Origin of the sequence: Streptomyces sp. NBC_00341 (assembly GCF_041435055.1) — a bacterium.
Lineage (GTDB): Bacteria > Actinomycetota > Actinomycetes > Streptomycetales > Streptomycetaceae > Streptomyces.
Genome location: NZ_CP108002.1, coordinates 7,460,212 through 7,474,994, shown reverse-complemented (window position 1 = coordinate 7,474,994; position 14,783 = coordinate 7,460,212). Strand labels below are relative to the sequence as shown.

At 71.1% G+C, this 14,783-nt stretch carries 11 protein-coding genes; 4 read left to right on the top strand and 7 right to left on the bottom strand.

Annotated features, from left to right (window positions below):
- Nucleotides 1–21: 21 nt before the first annotated feature.
- On the bottom strand, nucleotides 22–2,262 hold the full coding sequence (locus OG892_RS33560; RefSeq protein ID WP_371631051.1) for a DNAJC11 domain-containing protein: 2,241 nt from the start codon (nucleotides 2,260–2,262) through the stop codon (nucleotides 22–24).
- Between the two features lie 691 nt (nucleotides 2,263–2,953).
- Here OG892_RS33560 and OG892_RS33555 point away from each other — a divergent pair.
- On the top strand, nucleotides 2,954–5,656 hold the full coding sequence (locus OG892_RS33555) for a glycoside hydrolase family 97 catalytic domain-containing protein (protein ID WP_371631050.1): 2,703 nt from the start codon (nucleotides 2,954–2,956) through the stop codon (nucleotides 5,654–5,656).
- A gap of 517 nt (nucleotides 5,657–6,173) precedes the next feature.
- Here the strand turns inward: OG892_RS33555 and OG892_RS33550 are convergent.
- On the bottom strand, nucleotides 6,174–6,821 hold the full coding sequence (locus OG892_RS33550) for a TetR/AcrR family transcriptional regulator (RefSeq protein ID WP_371631049.1): 648 nt from the start codon (nucleotides 6,819–6,821) through the stop codon (nucleotides 6,174–6,176).
- 155 nt (nucleotides 6,822–6,976) lie between these two features.
- Here OG892_RS33550 and OG892_RS33545 point away from each other — a divergent pair, with 155 nt between their 5' ends.
- On the top strand, nucleotides 6,977–7,735 hold the full coding sequence (locus tag OG892_RS33545; RefSeq protein ID WP_371631048.1) for an SDR family NAD(P)-dependent oxidoreductase: 759 nt from the start codon (nucleotides 6,977–6,979) through the stop codon (nucleotides 7,733–7,735).
- A gap of 171 nt (nucleotides 7,736–7,906) precedes the next feature.
- On the opposite strand, the gene OG892_RS33540 is transcribed toward OG892_RS33545, so the two are convergent.
- The gene (locus OG892_RS33540; protein WP_371631047.1) at nucleotides 7,907–8,191 is read right to left on the bottom strand and encodes a hypothetical protein; all 285 of its coding nucleotides are present in this window, start codon (nucleotides 8,189–8,191) and stop codon (nucleotides 7,907–7,909) included.
- Nucleotides 8,192–8,596: 405 nt separating this feature from the next.
- Here OG892_RS33540 and OG892_RS33535 point away from each other — a divergent pair, with 405 nt between their 5' ends.
- Nucleotides 8,597–9,661, top strand: a complete 1,065-nt coding sequence (locus tag OG892_RS33535) for a biotin/lipoate A/B protein ligase family protein (protein WP_328864763.1) — start codon at nucleotides 8,597–8,599, stop codon at nucleotides 9,659–9,661.
- 15 nt (nucleotides 9,662–9,676) lie between these two features.
- Here the strand turns inward: OG892_RS33535 and OG892_RS33530 are convergent, their stop codons facing one another.
- Both OG892_RS33530 and OG892_RS33525 read right to left on the bottom strand, forming a co-directional pair.
- Entirely contained in the window at nucleotides 9,677–10,381 is a 705-nt protein-coding gene (locus OG892_RS33530; RefSeq protein ID WP_328864764.1) for a response regulator transcription factor, read from the bottom strand.
- Entirely contained in the window at nucleotides 10,378–11,526 is a 1,149-nt protein-coding gene (locus OG892_RS33525; protein ID WP_371631046.1) for a sensor histidine kinase, read from the bottom strand. Before OG892_RS33525 ends, OG892_RS33530 begins: the two co-directional genes overlap by 4 nt.
- A 169-nt stretch (nucleotides 11,527–11,695) precedes the next feature.
- Here OG892_RS33525 and OG892_RS33520 point away from each other — a divergent pair, with 169 nt between their 5' ends.
- Entirely contained in the window at nucleotides 11,696–12,670 is a 975-nt protein-coding gene (locus OG892_RS33520; RefSeq protein ID WP_371631045.1) for a carboxymuconolactone decarboxylase family protein, read from the top strand.
- A 12-nt stretch (nucleotides 12,671–12,682) separates the two neighbouring features.
- On the opposite strand, the gene OG892_RS33515 is transcribed toward OG892_RS33520, so the two are convergent.
- Together OG892_RS33515 and OG892_RS33510 are read right to left on the bottom strand one after the other, a co-directional pair.
- Nucleotides 12,683–14,134, bottom strand: a complete 1,452-nt coding sequence (locus OG892_RS33515; RefSeq protein ID WP_073735158.1) for an amidase — start codon at nucleotides 14,132–14,134, stop codon at nucleotides 12,683–12,685.
- Between the two features lie 216 nt (nucleotides 14,135–14,350).
- Nucleotides 14,351–14,713 carry a hypothetical protein gene (locus OG892_RS33510; protein ID WP_371631044.1) on the bottom strand — a complete coding sequence of 121 codons (363 nt, stop codon included), beginning with the start codon at nucleotides 14,711–14,713 and terminating at the stop codon, nucleotides 14,351–14,353.
- Nucleotides 14,714–14,783: the final 70 nt, after the last annotated feature.

Sequence of the window (14,783 nt, the reverse complement as noted above, 5' to 3'; positions counted from 1 at the left end):
ACTCGCTCGTCGTCCGTGAACTCACAGGGCCGGCTGTAGCCCTTCGAAGCGCACCGTCCAGCGCCGGTCCGCCGGAAAGCCCGGCGCGTGCCGGTCGGGTGCGCCCTCCCAGCCGGCTGCCATGAACGCGACGGCGTACAGCAGCGCGGCGTTGCTCGGGAAGTACGGGAACGGCCCGCCGGTTGCCAGGCCCGCGTCGTCGAACTGGAAACCGTCGGCCGGGTGCAGCAGGAAGTCCACGGCGTCGTCGGGGCGTCCGAGCCGTGCGGCGCACATGGCGAGCATCGGGAAGTCCCATCCCCAGGTCCGGTCGAACTGCCAGCCGGTGAAGACCTTCTCGGCGGTGCGCGCCATCGTGGGGACGTCGACACCGTCGCCCGGCAGCCAGCCGTACGCGCCGATCAGGGCCGGGTGCTCGTAGTTCCACCGTGTCCACATGTCCTGAACGCCTTCGTGCAGGACGTACGCGCCGTCCTGCACCGGCAACGGCGCGAGCCCGTCGTGGACACGCTGCCACCCCGGGTCGCTGTGCAGGCCCAGCCGTTGGCGCCACTGCTGCGCGACCCGCAGGCCGAAGCGCCAGTAGGCGAGCTCGAACGTCGGGTTCCGCGTGGTCTTCGGGTCGGTGTTCTCCGAGACGATGTGCATGGGAGGGCCGAGGATGTAGCGGCGCGTTTCCTCGTCCCAGAAGGCCCAGGAGGAGAGGAAGTCGGCGGTGTCGAAGACGATGTCGCGCCACTTCCGCAACGTGCTCTCGTCGGGATGCGCCCGGTAGTCCATCTCTGCCAGGAAGATCGGGTGCGGCTGTTGCCACATCAGCAGGGCGTGGATGACGTGTGGCGACTCGCGCCCGTCGGCCGTCGTGCACTTCGGCCAGCGCGCTCCGCGGAAGCCCTGGGACTCCGCACGTTCGCGCGCCGACCGGTGGAAGCGTTCATAGACGTCCAGGCTGCGGTCGAGCATCGGCCAGCGGTTCCACAACGCCCAGTGCGCACCGTGCCACCAGTACATCTCCATGTGGAACTTGCCGTTCCAGCCGTTGTTGACGAGCCCGGATTCCTGCGGCGGCTGCGAGCCCGCCTCGTTCGCGCGCATCAGGTACTGGGAGAGCACGACACGCCGCTCCAGTTCCCTCCAGCGCGGGTCCCTGCTCGCGGAGAGGTCGATCGCTCCGCCGGAGAGCCAGTACTGCCGCCAGGACCGCGTGCTCGCCGCGAAGGTCGCGCTCGACGTCGGCACATGCCCGGACGGCGTGGGCGTGAACGTGCAGGTGAAGCGCAGCCGACCGGTGTGGCGGTCGCCGGCGAGACGGTAACGGTGCCGGTTGGCCGCTGCTCCGATCGACAGGCTCTGGTCGTCGGGGACGACGATGTCGTGGTCCTGGCCCGCGAACGTGTACCCGAGCTCCAGGCGCTTGGCCAGGCCGGGCGCCGGGTCGCCGAGGTTCAGGTGGTTGACGAGGAGGATGAGCGAGTTGTCCGCGACCAGTTGTGCGAGCTTGCCGGTGACGTCGGCCCAATGTCCGTCGGTTCCGTACCGCGCGGTGCGGATGGCGAGTCCTCCGGTGGGAGAGCCCGGGCCGGTGAACACCCCGTGGCCTTCCCAGGCGAGCGCGGCGTGGTACTCGGTGGAGTCCAGGCGGTGTGTGATGTCGGCGTGGTCGTGCCCGCGGGTCGTCGCCGTCGTCTCGTGGGCGTCGGGTGCGCCGTAGGTGCCGACATACGCGGCGAACTCCTGCCCATCGGCGTACGGGAAGTCGAGAAAGACCGCCAACCGCTCGGCAGCGACGAGCGGCGAGTCGATTTCCACCGCGACCGTGTCGTGATCCGGGTGGCAGCAGGTGCGGACGTGCACTGGCTCACCGGCGATCTCGAACCGGCTGTCGACGACGCCGGTCCACAGGTCGAGTTCCTGGTGGATTCCCGTGAGGTCGCCGACGCCGGCGGCGCGGCCGTCGGGCATGGCCAGCTCCAGACCGATACGTCCGAGGTTGATGCGAGCCGGGTTGGCGTAGAGCCACGACGACAGGTCGGGCTGGTCCGGATTCGGGATGGGGTAGTCGACAGGGCGGCCGTGCGTGTCCCAGGTCTGGCCGCGGAAGTCCGACGGCTCCTGGCCGGGCGGCAGCGGGAAGCTGTGCCAGCCCCAGTCGGACATGGTGTTGAAGGGGACGAACGTCTGCAGCCCGGTGATGTCGACACCGAATGCGAACCCGCCGTTGCCGACCTGCAGCGGGCTCTGCGTGTCGAGTTTCCCGCGCACGACTCGATGGCGGGCCACGACGGATTGCCGATCGATCGGACGCAGCGCCGGGGCATCGGCCGGTGTTCGAGCCGCGGCGGAGGGCTCCGAAGCGGCAGCGGGCTCCGAAGCGACGCCGACCACCGCCGCTGCCGCCGAGCCGGACAGGAACGTTCTACGAGTGACCATAGGGTGCTTCCTGACTGAGAGATGGAACGGCCACCCGTCTCGGCCATGCAGGCGAGGTACCGGCGGTTGTCTCTGCACTCATCACGGGACCTGATGCGACATCAGTGGACGGGCGAAGTGTCCCGGTCCGCACATCACGCGCTCGGCGGGAGACCGGCCGGCCGGCCGGCTGACCAGTGCTCGCCGTGCTCCTCCACCGGCGTCGAACGCCGGGCAGCTCACGGAGACGATGACGTCGTCGATGTCGTTGATTCGATTCAAACTGTGCGACAGGCTAAGTCAGTTGCTTCGATTCAGGCAATGCGCTGGAAGCAATTCATCTGCGCTACCCCTCGGCACGCAACCTCACCGAGCCACGCCTGACGCCATTGAACGTTTCAATCCCTCCTGCACAGCTGTATGCGACGAAACCATTCCGACGCAGCCTGTTTACAGACATCGCTCCGACGGTAAGCAAGCACCAGCACTGTGCGAAGTCGTCCGGTGCTGTTGATAGTTGGTCGATTTCGATACGGAGGACCGAATGAGACGGCGAAACCTACGTGCCGGCCCCATGGCCCTGATGGCCGCGGCGGTCAGCGCCGCACTGGCCCTGGGTTCGGCCAATCCGGCGAGCGCGCACCCCGACAACGTTGTCAGCGCGCATTCCGGCCGCGCGGCCACGTCATGGACCGTGCAGCGCGGCGGGCCCACCGCGGTCGTCACCCTCGACCGGGCCGACGGCTCGCTCGACTTCTCCGTCCGGCAACACGGACGGACGGTCCTGGAACCCGCGCCCGTCGGTGTGGTCACCGAGCGGGCGGATCTGACCTCGGGACTGCGCCTGCTGCACCGTGACAGCCGGGCCGTCAACGAGACGTACACGACGACCGTCGGCAAGCAGCTCCGGCGGTCCGTCCACATGAACGAGTCGCGGTTCGCATTCGAGGGGAAGGACGGTGCACGCCTCGACCTGGTGGTCCGGGCCTCCGACGACGGCGTGGCATACCGCTATGTGCTGCCCGGCAAGGACGGCGTGACCATCGAGCACGAGGCCTCCGCCTTCCGGCTCCCGGCCTCCTCGCCGGCCTGGCTCAGCTCCTACGCCGCCCCTCACGAGCAGCCTTACGACCGGACCACGGCGGCCTCCGCGGGCAGCGGCGAGTACGGCTACCCGGCACTCTTCCAGGTGGGCGCCGAGAACGTCCTGCTCGCCGAATCGGACCTCGACGGCCGGTACTCCGGCAGCCGTCTCGTACACGAACAGGGCAGCGGACGCTACGAGGTGGCCCTGGCCGACAAGGACGTCCACTCGGACGGGCCGCTCGCCACCCCGTGGCGCACCGCCGTAATCGGCGATCTCGCGACCGTCACCGAGTCCACCCTCATCGACGACCTGGCGCCGCCGTCCCGGATCCGCGACACCTCCTGGATCAAACCCGGGAAGGTCGCCTGGTCATGGCTGGCCGGGTTCAGCGAGGCCCAGCGCAGCCTTGAGACGCAGGAGAAGTTCGTGGACTACGCCGCGGCGCACGGGTGGCAGTACGCCCTCGTCGACGACGGCTGGAAGACCACGGACTGGATGCCGCAGCTCATGGACTACGCGAAACGGCGCGGAGTGAAGATCCTGCTGTGGATGGCCTGGACGGACCTCGACACCGCCGCCGAGCGTGACGCCCAGCTGGACAAGGTCAAGAAATGGGGCGCCGCGGGACTCAAGATCGACTTCATGGACTCCGACACCCGTGAGCGTTATCAGTGGTACGACGAAATACTCAAGGCAACGGCCGAGCGCGAACTCGTCGTCGACTTCCACGGCTCCACGATCCCGAACGGCATCCAGCGCACCTGGCCGCAGGTGATGTCGATGGAGGCGGTGCACGGCGCCGAGCAGGGCAACGTCCGGGCCGACAACATCGCGACGCTGCCGTTCACCCGTAACGTCGTCGGGTCGATGGACTTCACCCCGATGGGTTTCCAGTTCGGTCAGCGCAACACATCCGATGCGGCGGAACTGGCCCTGTCCGTCATATTCGAGTCGGGTCTGCAGAACTTCGCGGGCAGCATCGAGGAGTACCGGGCCCGTCCTGAACTGGCCCGCTTCCTGGAGCAGGTACCGACGGTCTGGGACGAGACGAAGCTGCTCAAGGGCAGCGCGCCCGGTCGGAGCGCCGGCTTCGCACGACGCAGTGGCGCCCGATGGTTCCTGGGTGAGATGGCCGCAGGCTCGGCTCGCACCCACCAGGTGCCGCTGGACTTCCTGAGCGGCGGGAAGTGGCGCGTCGATCTGGTCCGCGACGGCTCGGACGGTCTGGTCCGGGAGAGCCGACTGCTCACGCGCCACGACACCCTGAAGGTACCGGGTGCCGAGAACGGTGGATTCGTCGCGATCGCCTGCCGTGCTGTGCCCGGCCGGGCCAGTTGCGACGAGCCCGTACGCCATGTCCCCTCGGGCACGCTGACGGTGGACCCCCAGCAGACCGTGGCGGATCCGGGCACGGAGGTGAAGCTCGACGGCAGCTTCGCGATCGACGAGTCCGGTCCGGTCACCGATGTCACCCTGGGCGCGAAGGCCCCGGAGGGCTGGAGCGTCGAGGGGCCGGGGGCGACCGCCGCCGAGCTGGCCACCGGTCAGCCGCTGACCGCGGGCTGGCGGATCACTGTGCCGAAGCAGCCCGCCTACGGCTGGACGGAAATTCCGGTCACCGTCACCTATCGGGACCCGGCCGCGGGGGCGACAGCCCCGAAACTGAGCCTGCGGAGGCAGGCCCGTGTCTTCGTGTCACCGCCCGGCATCGACTACGTCAGCGATCTCCCCTTCTCGGCGGAGAGCAACGGCTGGGGACCGGTCGAGCGGGACACGTCCAACGGCGAGTCGGCCGAGGGTGACGGGGGCCCGCTGCGTATCGGCGACCGGACCTACGACAAGGGGCTCGGCACACACGCGCCCTCCGAGGTGACGGTCGACCTGGGCGGTGCCTATGACCGTTTCAGCGCCGACGCCGGCATCGACGAGGAGAAGTCGGACAAGGGTTCCGTCGTCTTCGAAGTCATCGGCGACGGGAAGGCACTGGGCACGAGCGGGACCATGGGCCCGAATGACGCCGCCCATGCCTTCGACATCGACGTCACCGGCGTGCAGCAGCTGACCCTGCGCGTGACGGACGGCGGCGACGGCAACGACTCGGACCACGCGGACTGGGCCGACGCAAGGCTGCACACCGCAGCCGGCTCCGCCCGCCGGTAACCGGACGGGCCCAGGAGACGTCCCTGCCGTGAGCCGCGGAAACCTCCGCGGCTCACAGCAGCGCGGCCACGTCACAGACCCGGCGGACCGGCGCGGCCTCGTCCGCGAATCCCCGTGAAGGGTGGGCAGCCGCGCTGTGCGGTGCAGTCCGCCAGGATCGGTGAGGGGCCGACGGTCGAGGTAAGCGGCACGCAGGGCCGCATCCCCGGCCCGCACCGCGGAGACGACGTGGCCGAGAGGCTCTACCACGTCCTCCCGCGAGGGAGGTTCGATCCAGCCCAGCGCGGCACCTCCCCCGACCAGGACCGCCGGGATCCGGTGGGCCGACTCCGTGAACCGGGCCTCCAGCTCCGGATCGGATGCCAGCTCCTCGGCGTCAAGGATGACGGGCTCAGCGGTCATACAGCTGGTCATGGCCGGATTCATGACCAGCAGCCAGACCCCGCGCTCCAGCTAAGCCATGACTGACCCACGCTCCTGGCCCGCGCCACGGTGTCCCGCGGCGGCGTCGGAGCCCTCAGGAGTGCTGCGGGTCGCCGGCGCCGCGGGCGTAGCGGGCGAGCATCGTCGTGACCGCCTCCTCGACGGCGCGGTCGACGTCGGCAGGTGCGGGGCTCCAGTCGGCGAGCAGCATCCGCGGCCACAGGACGTAGTTGGCGATCATTCCGAGGAACTGGTTGGTGGCGCTCTCCGCGTCGGGCACCACCGCGGTGCCCGCGGCGTGCTCGGCGTCCAGGTAGTGCTGGACGGAGATGAAGTAGGGCAGCTTGCCCAGCTCGAACTGAGCCCGTCCCAATTCCGGGAAGCGCGGCAGTTCGGCGATGACGATCCGGAAGAGGGCCGCCATCGCGGGCCGGCCGATCAGCTCGGCGTACTGGCGGCCGATCGCGCTCAGGCCGGCGCGCAGGTCCCCGGGCTGCGTCGCGGGCGCCGCCGGGTCCGGCCCGCCCTTCCAGTACTCGGTGACGATGGCCTCGAAGAGCGCGGCCTTGGTGGGGAACTGCTTGAACAGCGTGGACTTCGAGACGACCGCTTCCTGCGCGATCTTCGCCAGTGAGGTCCCGTCGTAGCCCCGCTCCAGGAACAGCTTCGTGGCCGCTGCGGTGATCGCCTCGCGCTTGCGCTGAGCGAGTCGTTGATGGTGCGCGGAGAGTCCTGCGGTCATGGGCCCAGTATGCCCCATCACGAGGCGAGTCACTTGACTCGCCACTATGCAGATGCTTACGTGGACAAGGAGGCGAGTCGGATGACTCGCATCTGGTCGGCGGGAACCCTCCCCGCCGGCGTCGTTCCGTTCCGTTCCCGCAAGGAGAAGCACTCATGGAGTCAGGCAGGATCGCATTGGTGACCGGCGGCAATCGCGGGCTGGGCCGGGCCACGGCCCAGGCGCTGGCCCGGCACGGGCTGCGCGTCATCGTCACCCACCGCGGCGACGCGCAGGAGGCCGAGGAGACGGTAAGAAGCATCCAGGAAACCGGCGCCACAGCCGCCGCACTGCGGCTGGACATCAGCGACGTCGCCGCCTTTCCCGCCTTCGTCTCCCACCTGGCCGCGCAACTGGAGCGCTGGGACGCGACCCGGCTGGACGTCCTGGTCAACAATGCAGGGATCGGGCTGTTCGGACCGCTGGAAGCGGTCACGGTCGACGACTACGACGCGGTGATGGACACCAACGTGCGCGGCACGTTCTTCCTCATCCAGGCGCTCGTGCCCGTGCTGGCCGACGGGGGGCGGATCATCAACGTCTCCTCCTCCCTCAGCCGCCACACCAGCGCCGGCACCTCGGTCTACTCGGCCTCCAAGGCGGCGGTCGAGGTCCTGAGCCGGACCTTGGCCGTGGAGCTGGGGGCGCGCAAGATCCGCGTCAACGCCATCGCGCCGGGGCCGACCGCCACCGACTTCAACGGCGGCGCCATGCGGGACGACGCACAGATGCGCGAGGGCCTGAGCGCGCAGACCGCGCTCGGCCGCGTCGGCGAACCACAGGAGATCGGCGACGCCATCGCCGCCCTCGCCTCCGAGGACCTGCGATGGGTCACCGCCCAGCGCCTCGAAGTGTCCGGCGGCGTCCTGCTGTAGGGGGTCGCGGTGATACGCGAGCCCCTACACAGACACCCGACCAAGGATCCGAGACGAGCCGGAACCTCGCCGTCACCGGAGTCACACTCACCGACCGGCCGACACCGACCCCAAGAGCTCAGAAGTCGTCGTTGTGAATCGCGTCGGTTGGGACGCCAGTTGGAGCGCTGATCAGCTGCTGGAGGTGGTGAATGAAATCCGGGTCGTCGAGACGGAGTCAGTGACACGGTCGCGCACATCCGTGAGGAGCCAATCCACCAGCTCCGCGGTGGCGTGGTACTCGCTGTAGAACCCCAGGCTCAGGTCGGTGATCTCGTACTCGCACAGCACGTCGTCCATCAGGTCCGCCAAGTGCGTGTCGGCGGCCGGGGTCCGGGTGACGGTCCAGGTGTCCAGCCAGGGGCGCAGGCTGTCGGTGGCGACGGTGATCACGGCGAGGGTGTCCCTGATCGACACCGGGCTGGGGTAGGTGTGCAATGTGGCCTGCCACCACGCGGTCCAGACGTTGCGAAGAGCGTCGGCCAGGGGCGCCTCCCAGGTGCTCCGGCCCGCCTCGACCAGGCGGGTGGCGATCAGCTCCTCGGAGACGTGGAACTGACCGGCGACAAGAGGGCGGATGATGCGCGGGACGCGGCGGCGGTAGAGACGTGGAAAGTCGTCCCAGTGACAAGGCGACCCGCCGGGGGACTCCGTCCGGGTGACCGGCGAAGATCGCGGGGTATCAGGCAGTGCCGGAGCTGATACTGCGGTCCGAACCGTCGCTCCGAGGCTCCGCAGCCACTCGTCACGAGCAGGTATTAGAGTGCGATGAGAGGTATGTGCGCGTCTATCCCCTGCCGCGCACGGGAAAGGACAGAAGCCGTGCATGGAGAGTACAAGGTGCCCGGCGGCAAGCTCGTCGTGGTGGACCTGGACGTCGAGGGCGGCGCCCTGCGCGACGTACGGGTGGCCGGGGACTTCTTCCTGGAACCGGACGAGGCGATCCTCGCCATCGACACGGCGCTGGAGGGGGCCCCGGCCAACACCGGCACCGCGGACCTGACCGCCAGGATCGACGCGGCGCTCCCCGCCTCGACCGTGATGTTCGGCCTCACCTCCGAGGGCATCGCCGTCGCCGTACGCCGGGCACTGGCCCACGCCACCGAGTGGAGCGACTACGACTGGCAGCTCATCCACGAGCAGCCGCAGTCCCCCGCCCTGCACATGGCCCTCGACGAGGTCATCACCGCGGAGGTCGCGGCCGGACGGCGTCCGCCGACGCTCCGGGTCTGGGAGTGGGACTCGCCCGCCGTGATCATCGGCAGCTTCCAGTCGCTGCGCAACGAGGTCGACGCCGAGGCCGCCGCCCGGCACGGGGTGAGCGTCGTGCGCCGGGTCTCGGGCGGCGGGGCGATGTTCGTGGAGCCGGGCAACACCATCACCTACTCCCTCTCCGTCCCCGACGCCCTGGTCTCCGGGCTCTCCTTCGCCGACAGCTACGCCTACCTCGACGACTGGGTGCTCGAAGCCCTCGGCGACATGGGCATCAAGGCCTGGTACCAGCCGCTGAACGACATCGCGACCGAGGTCGGGAAGATCGCCGGGGCGGCGCAGAAGCGCGTCGTGGGCCACGACGGCGGACCGGGTGCGGTGCTGCACCACGTGACGATGTCCTACGACATCGACGCCGACAAGATGCTCGACGTCCTGCGGATCGGCCGCGAGAAGATGTCCGACAAGGGCACCAAGAGCGCCAAGAAGCGCGTCGACCCCCTCCGTCGGCAGACCGGGCTCCCCCGCGGTGCCGTCATCGACAACATGATCGAGTCGTTCCGCACCCGCCACGGGCTCACCACCGGCACCGTGAGCCAGGACGAGCAGGACCGGGCGGAGGAGCTCGTCCGCACCAAGTTCGGCACGGCCGAGTGGACCGCCCGGGTGCCGTAGGGCCTGTCGTTCCGGTCAGGACGGAGACGGACCGCGCCCCGGTCCGCCGGGGGTGACGAGACCCGACTCGTAGACGAACACGACGAGTTGGGCGCGGTCCCGGGCGCCCAGCTTGACCATGGCGCGGCTGATGTGCGTCTTGGCCGTGAAGGGGCTGATCACCATGTGCGCGGCGATCTCCTCGTTCGTCAGCCCGCGGGCCGCGAGGGCGCTCACCTCGCGTTCCCGGCGGGTCAGGGTCTCGAATCCGGGGGCGGTGGACCGGTCGGGGGGCCGGGCGACGAACGCGCCGATCAGTCTGCGGGTGATGGCGGGCGACAGCAGCGCGTCGCCGCTCGCCGCGACGCGGATGGCCCGGAGCAGCTCGGCCGGCTCGGTGTCCTTGAGCAGGAAGCCCGCCGCCCCGGCACGCAGCGCCTCGAACACGTACTCGTCCAGGCCGTAGTTGGTCAGGATCACGACGCGTACCCCGTTCAGCAGCGGGTCCGCGGCGATGGCCCGGGTCGCCTCGATCCCGGTCATCACCGGCATCTGCACATCGACGAGCGCGATGTCGGGGGTGTGCAGCCGGGCCAGTTCCAGGCCCGCGCGGCCGTCCGCGGCCTCACCGACCACCTCGATGCCGTCCTCCGCGTCGAGCAGGGCCCGGAATCCAGCCCGCATCAGGGCCTGGTCGTCGACGATCAGTACCCGCAACGGGCCGCCGGTGTCCTCGCTCATGCGGTGGTCCGCGCGGTACGCAGCGGTAGTTCGGCGCGTACGGAGAAGCCGCCGGCCCGCCTCGGCGCGGCGTCCAGCGTGCCGCCGAGGGCCGTGACGCGTTCACGCATGCCGGTGAGGCCGGTGCCGGCGGTGACCGCGTCACCCGGGGCACAGGGCCCGTTGTCCTCGACGCGCACGGTCAGGGACCGTTCCCCGTAACCGAGTTCGACGGTGGTACGGGCACGGCCGGCGTGCCGGGCCACGTTGGTGAGGGCCTCCTGCACGATGCGGTAGGCGGTCCGGTCCACGTCCACCGGCAGCGGGCGCTCGTCGCCGCTGACGGTGACCGCGAGGACGATGCCCGCGCTGCGGGCGCGCTCGGCCAGCTCACCGATCCGGTCGAGGCCGGTGCCGGGCTCGACCACGTCCGTGCGCAGCACCTCCAGCGTGGCGCGCAGCTCGCGCATCGCCTCGCCACTCGCCTCCTGGATGGCGAGGAGGGCGGGCTCCACCTCGGCGCCGCGTTTGCGCGCGAGGTGGACGGCGACTCCCGCCTGGAGCTTGACGATCGAGATGGAGTGGGTGAGGGAGTCGTGCAGTTCGCGGGCGATCCGCAGCCGCTCCTCCCCCGCCCGGCGCAGCGCGATCTCGTCGCGGCCGCGTTCGGCGTCGAGTGCGCGCTGCTCCGTCTGGCGCAGGTAGGCCTGCCAGTTCTTGTCGATGAGCCCGGTGACCCCGGCGCACAGGAACCAGCCGAGCAGCAGCAGGGTGCGCTCCACGGTGCCCTCTGCGGCGGGTGCGGCGGCCGTCATGACGGTGAAGTAGCCGGCGAGGAAGAGGGCGCCCGCCGCGACTCCCCAGAGGCGGTGTCCGCTGCGGGCGGCGGCGTGCACCGCGGCCAGCACGGGGAACGCCGCCCAGCTGCCCGGATGCGCGTGGAGCACGTAGCCGGACATGGCGAGCGTCGTGACGACGAGTACCGTGCGGGGCGCCCGGCGGTGCCCGGCCAGTGCCAGCGCACCGGTCGCGACGAGCAGCAGATCGAGGGCGCCGGGCGCCGACGCGACCGAGGCCGCGCCGAGGACCGCCGCCCCGATCGCGACCGCCAGGGCCGCGTCCAGCAGCAGCGCACGCCGGCCGCTCTCCCCCGTTTCGCCCTTCATGTGCCGCACCCTAACTCCCGTACGCCGACGGCGGCATCGCCCGCGAGGACCGGCCCGGGACTACTCCCTGGGCAGTAGTGCGGGGCCGGCCGGCGTCGGGCCGGAGCAGCGGGAACGGCCTTCGGCGGTACGACGACCGGGGGCGGGTCCGCGGGTGAGCATCGGTGCCATGACCGGACCTTTTCGCTACACCTCACCCGCCCCGCCCGAGTCGGCCACCGGAGTGGTCGCCGATGTGTACGCCCAGATGGCCAAGGACTTCGGCATCGAGCGTGCCTCCGCCTTCGTCGTACTGGCCGCCTCCCCTCCACTGCTGACCGGTGCCTGGGCGCTGGTGCGCGAGTCCTTGCTGGCCGGACGGGTGTCCCGGACTGACAAGGAGGTGGTGGCGGCCGGAGTGTCGCTGGCCAACCGCTGCCCGTTCTGCGTGGACGCGCACACCGTGCTGCTGCACGCCACCGGTGACCACCGGCTGGCCGAGACGATCGCCCGCGACGAACAGCCACAGGACCCGGCCCACCGTCAACTCCTGTCCTGGGGAAAGGACATGAGTACACCGCAGCCGTTCCCTTCGACCGACGCGCCCGAACACATCGGGACCGCACTGTCCTTCCACTTCATCAACCGTGTCGTCTCCTCGCTGCTGACCGAGAGCATGCTGCCGTTCGGTCTGCAGAGGCTCCGTGCCGTACGGAGCGCGGCCGGCCGCACCCTGGCCAGGACCGTGCGCCAGGAGCTGGCGACGGGGCTGAGCCTGCCCCTGCTCGAAACCGAGGGCGAGGCGCCGTCCTGGGCGGCCGGCACCGCCATCGGCACCGCGTTCGGCGCGCTGCGCACCGCGGCGGAGCTGGGTGCCGGGCTGCTCAGCGAGGAGGACGCCGCGTTCGTCCGGGAATCGGTGGCGGCCTGGGACGGGGTGTCCCCGCTGCCGCCGCACGGAGCGGTGCTGCCGGACCGGGCGGAGCGGCCGGGTGCCAGGCTGGCGCTGCTCGCGGCGCGCGCCCCTTACCGGATCACGGACGAGGACGTGGCGGCCTGGCTGGTTCCGCCGTTCACCGATCACTGCCTGGTCCATCTGATCGCGTTCGGCGCGATCCGCGCCGTCGGACGCGTCGAGGCCACCCTGACCACCCAGCCCGTGTGAAGGCCGCCGGAGCTACGGCAGGGCCGGCGGGCGGTGTTCGTACCAGCGCCGGTCGGCCTCCAGCTGGGCGGCCAGCGAGATCAGCCGTTCCTCGCTGCGGGAGGGGCCGAGCAGCTGGGCGCCGACCGGGAGGCCGTCGGAGGTGAACCCTGCGGGGACGCTGATCCCCGGCCAGCCCAGTACGTTCCAGGGCCAGGCGTACGGGCAGGCCTCCGTGATCGCCACGTCGGTGCGCCAGGCGCTCAGCCCGTCGAAGCTGCCGATGCGGGGCGGCGGGAGGGCGGTGGTCGGGGTGAGCAGCACGTCGAATCCCGATCCTGCCCGACCTCGCGTGGGGTGGAACAGTGCCCCGATCCGGCGGTGCTGGCGCAGTTCGCGCTCCCTGGCCGCCCGCACCACCCGGCCGCCGAGCCGGGTGCCGGTGCGCAGGGCGCTGCGGGTGCGCGCGTCCAGGAGCGCGGGTTCGGGGTGCAGTGCGGCGAGTTCCGCGATCCCCGCCGTGGCGCGGGGCACGAAGCCGAGGCCGATCAGCCCATAGCGGGGGCGGGCCTCCTCGACGTGGTGGCCGAGCGCGGCCAGGGTCTCCGCGAGGGCGGCGACGGCGCGCCGTACCTCGGGGTGGGGCGCGGTCCTGGTCAGGGTGAGCGGCGGCCGCCAGGCAACGGCGATGCGCAGCCGGCCCGGGTCGCGGCGGGCGGCGGCGCGGGCCTCGACGGGCGGCGGGCGGTGCGGGTCGTCGGGGTGCGCCCCCGCGACGGCGTCCAGGAGGAGGGCGGCGTCCGCGACGGTCCTGGCCAGCGGCCCGTTGACGGTGAGGCCCTGGAAGGCGTCGCTGTGGGGGTGGACCGAGATCCGGCCGCGCTGGGGTTTGATGCCGACGAGGTGGGTCCAGGCGGCCGGGATGCGGACGGACCCGGCGCCGTCGGAGCCGAGCGCGGCGGGCACCAGACCGGCGGCGACGGCGGCCGCGGATCCTCCGGAGGAGCCGCCGGGGGTGTGGTCGGTGTTCCAGGGGTTGCGGGTGACGCCGAAGGCCGGCCCCTCGGTGAACGGCCACTGGCCCAGTTCGCAGGAGTTGGTCTTCCCGACGATCACGGCCCCGGCGGCGCGCAGTCTGCGTACGGCCTCGCTGTCGGCGGTGGCGGCGGGCAGCTCCCCCGCGCAGCCGAAGTAGGTGGGCATCCCGGCGACATCGGTGTCGTCCTTGACCGCGACGGGCACTCCGAGGAGCGGCAGCCGCTCCCCGGCCGCCAGCCGGCGGTCGGCCTCGGCCGCCTCGGCGAGTGCGGCCTCCGCGCGCAGGTGCCGGAAGGCGTTCAGGGTGCCCTGGCTCGCCTCGATCCGGGCGAGTGCCTCGGAGACCAGCCGGGTGGCGGTGGTGCTCCCGTCCGCCAGGGCCCGCGCGCTGTCGGACAGCCCGGCCGGGGCCGCCGCGTCCGTCTCGATGGACTCCGCTGAGGACATGTGCTGCCCGCCTCCCTCGTGCCGTCAGGTGCGCGCACCTGTCCGCCCGGTCGCTACTGGAGGGTAACGAGTCGGCGCGGTCCGCTCAACCGTTCGGCGGGGAGTGTCGGGTACGGCTTGCGGGAGCCACGGTGCGGCCGCCGGATCCCGGACAAGGGGTGTGGAGCCGGCCCGCGCCGACCCCACGGCCCCCACAGCGGCTCCGGAGCTACGAAACTACGGCTGCACCGTGATCTCACCGATTCCGGTGCCGAGCCCGGCGCAGTGCGCGGTCGACTGACCGGACTGGCCCGGGTTGAGCGTGACGTGTTCGCCGTCCACGTCCGGGGACCAGCCGCAGACCAGGTGTACCCAGAAGGTCTGCGTCGCGCCGCCGTTGTTCCGGCACAGCGCGTAGCCGGTGTAGTCGTCGATGGCGTGCTTGCCCGTCTCGCAGGACAGCCCGGGGGGCGTCGCCGCCGGGGCCGCCGCCGTGGCGGTCGTGGCCAGTCCGGTGGAGGCCGCGAGCGCCGCGGTCAGGCCCGCGACGGCGATGCTCCGCAGCATGGTCACGGACAGATTCCGCATGGTCTTCCTCATGGTTTCCTCTCGGTCGTGACGAACCGGCCGCCCTCGCGGCCGCCCCTCACCCGCATAACCGGAATCGGCC

What these genes read in the sequence shown, in the direction of transcription:
- OG892_RS33525 (WP_371631046.1), bottom strand. Translation starts at nt 11,526, where the DNA reads ATGAAGGGCGAAACGGGGGAGAGCGGCCGGCGTGCGCTGCTGCTGGAC.
- OG892_RS33545 (WP_371631048.1), top strand. Translation starts at nt 6,977, where the DNA reads ATGGAGTCAGGCAGGATCGCATTGGTGACCGGCGGCAATCGCGGGCTG.
- OG892_RS33510 (WP_371631044.1), bottom strand. Translation starts at nt 14,713, where the DNA reads ATGAGGAAGACCATGCGGAATCTGTCCGTGACCATGCTGCGGAGCATC.
- OG892_RS33530 (WP_328864764.1), bottom strand. Translation starts at nt 10,381, where the DNA reads ATGAGCGAGGACACCGGCGGCCCGTTGCGGGTACTGATCGTCGACGAC.
- OG892_RS33520 (WP_371631045.1), top strand. Translation starts at nt 11,696, where the DNA reads ATGACCGGACCTTTTCGCTACACCTCACCCGCCCCGCCCGAGTCGGCC.
- OG892_RS33550 (WP_371631049.1), bottom strand. Translation starts at nt 6,821, where the DNA reads ATGACCGCAGGACTCTCCGCGCACCATCAACGACTCGCTCAGCGCAAG.
- OG892_RS33555 (WP_371631050.1), top strand. Translation starts at nt 2,954, where the DNA reads ATGAGACGGCGAAACCTACGTGCCGGCCCCATGGCCCTGATGGCCGCG.
- OG892_RS33515 (WP_073735158.1), bottom strand. Translation starts at nt 14,134, where the DNA reads ATGTCCTCAGCGGAGTCCATCGAGACGGACGCGGCGGCCCCGGCCGGG.